General features: G+C 73.2%; 4 protein-coding genes. All 4 read right to left on the bottom strand.

The window, feature by feature from the left end; genetic code table 11:
* A partial coding sequence (locus tag IY392_RS12305; protein ID WP_194861372.1) for a DUF6779 domain-containing protein occupies positions 1-670 on the bottom strand: 670 nt, incomplete at its 3' end.
* A gap of 123 nt (positions 671-793) precedes the next feature.
* Positions 794-1270 (bottom strand): DUF3180 domain-containing protein, encoded by a 477-nt coding sequence (locus IY392_RS12310; RefSeq protein ID WP_194861373.1) that lies wholly within the window; start codon positions 1268-1270, stop codon positions 794-796.
* Between the two features lies 1 nt (position 1271).
* Positions 1272-1796, bottom strand: a complete 525-nt coding sequence (gene folK, locus IY392_RS12315; protein ID WP_095717943.1) for a 2-amino-4-hydroxy-6-hydroxymethyldihydropteridine diphosphokinase — start codon at positions 1794-1796, stop codon at positions 1272-1274.
* Complete coding sequence (gene folB / locus IY392_RS12320; RefSeq protein WP_107757965.1) at positions 1793-2185, bottom strand: dihydroneopterin aldolase; 393 nt, start codon at positions 2183-2185, stop codon at positions 1793-1795. Before folB ends, folK begins: the two co-directional genes overlap by 4 nt.
* Positions 2186-2288: the final 103 nt, after the last annotated feature.

Consider the following 2288-nt stretch of genomic DNA (forward strand, 5'->3'; position numbering starts at 1 on the left):
GGCCGCGGGTCGGCCGGTCCTGGGCGCCCGCGGGGCGCGCCGTCTCCGCCTCGACCGGCGAGAGCTTCTCGGTGCGCTCGGTGCTCGGGGTGACGTCACGACCGACGCCGGTAACGGTCGGTTCCGGGGCCCGACGGCGGGGCTCGACACGCTCGGACGGCACCGACGGCAGGGACACCCCGGCGCCCAGCTCCCCGGCGGCGGTGTCGCCACCCACGGCGGGACGCTCGTCGTTCAGCGTGACACCCATCTGCCCGAGCTGGTCGCGCAACGCGGCGATCTCGTGGCGGAGTGCGCGGATCGAATCGGTGGTCTCCGCACGCACGGAGTCGCGGAGATCCTTCTCCACCACGAGCTCGTGTTCGCGACGCGCCGAGATCTCACGCTCGAGCTGCAGTTCGTACACCGTGTGCAGGTCGCGGACCCGGGCGGCCTCGGCCGCGGCCTGTCGCCTGTAACGGGCCACGAGGAAGGCCCCGATGAACGCCGCCCAGAGTGCCGCGAGGGTGCCGATCCGCATCCACACCGGATCGTCCGAGAAGACCATCACGACGGTCGCGACGAGCGCGAGCACCAGGAGGGCGCCGAGAGCGATGCCCGCCAGGCCGCGGTCGTCACCACGAGCGGGGCGGACGGATCGGGGTTTGTCGATCGCGCCGTCGGAACTCATGCCCGGGATGATACGCGGAGAACCACTAGTCACACGGGTAACTGGCGCGTGTTCGTCGAGATGCCCGCCGCTCGCGGTCCCGCCGGGCCGGTCAGGTCGACTGGGCCGGTCAGGTCGGGCCGGTCAGGTCGACTGGGCCAGTCCCCCGAGGTCGTCGTCGGAGGGAGGGGTCTCGCAGGCGGCCTCGAGGAACAGTCCCGCGCCCACGAGCACCGCCCCCGACACCAACACCGCCTCGGACACCGGCAGCTCGTCGCCGGCCGCGGCCAGCTCGCCCAGCCTGGGCAGGAAGTACAGGACCAACCCGGTTCCCAGGCCACCGGCCGCTGCTCCCAGGACCGCCGACGCCTGCCCGAGGGCTGCGCACCGCGCGATCGTCATCGGGTGCATCTGGCTGCGGTCCTGGCCCACGCCGCCGTCGGAGATCGCGGATCGGACGCGGAGCGCCAACAAGAGGTCGATCACCGCCACCACCGGCAGAGTGACCCAGCCCCACCCGAGTGGAGGCAGTGACCCGAGAAACGAACCCGTGAGGAAGTAGGCGGCCACGCCGGCCACGAGCGCGACCAGGGCGAGGGTGGACACCGCGATACGGGACATGTCAGCGGACCCACCCTTCGGGCGCCAGCCGGTCGCGCGTGCGCCGGATCGCGCACACTTCCGCGGGATCGAGGGCATCGAGGTGGGCCGAGAGGGGCGTGCCGTCCAACCGGGCACGCGGTTCGATCTCCGACCAGGGGACCAGGACGAACGCCCGCTCGGCCGCACGGGGGTGGGGCAGGGTCAGACGGTCGTCCCGGGACCTCACCGTCACACCGTCCACCTCGGCGGACACCACGTCCACGTCGAGTGACCGCGGCCCCCACCGGACCCGGCGGGTGCGGCCCGCGGCCCGCTCCTGCGCGAGTCCCCAGTCGAGCACGTCGCGGGGGGAACCCGGGTGTTCGACGACGAGAACCGCGTTGAGGAAGTCGTCCTGCTCCACCCCGCCCCACGGAGGGGTCGCGTAGACCGACGAGACGTCGCGGAGGGTGCCCGCTCCGGCGGCGGCGGCCACCACACCACGGAGGAACTCGAGTGAGTCACCGTGGTTTCCGCCGATCGACAGGACGGCCCGGCAGGTCACCGGTCCGCACCCGGTTCGCCGTCGTGCCCACGCGATCGTCTGGCCACCACCGCGACGTCCGCGAACTCGGCGGGGATGGGCGCCTGGGGCTTGTGCACGGTCACCTCGACCGCGTGCGCGTGGGGGGCCAGGTCCATGACCCCGTCGGCGATCTGCGAGGCCACCGTCTCGATCAGGTCGCGGGGGGCCCCGGACACCACGTCCCGGGCGAACAGCGCCAGCGCACCGTAGTCGACGGTGTCGGCCAGATCGTCGGACGCCGCGGCCGCGGAGAAGTCGGTCCACAGGACGAGGTCGACGAGGAAGTCCTGACCGTCGTGCCGCTCGTGCTCGAAGACCCCGTGGTGGCCGCGCACCCGCAGGCCCCTGAGTTCGATCCGGTCCGCCATCAGCCCTCCCCCGGTGTTCCGGCCGCCCATGCGGCGGCCACCCGGACGGCGTCGACGCTCGGCGGCACATCGTGGACGCGCACGGCCCACGCCCCGGCCGCAG

Source organism: Dietzia sp. SYD-A1, assembly GCF_015356725.1.
Lineage (GTDB): Bacteria > Actinomycetota > Actinomycetes > Mycobacteriales > Mycobacteriaceae > Dietzia.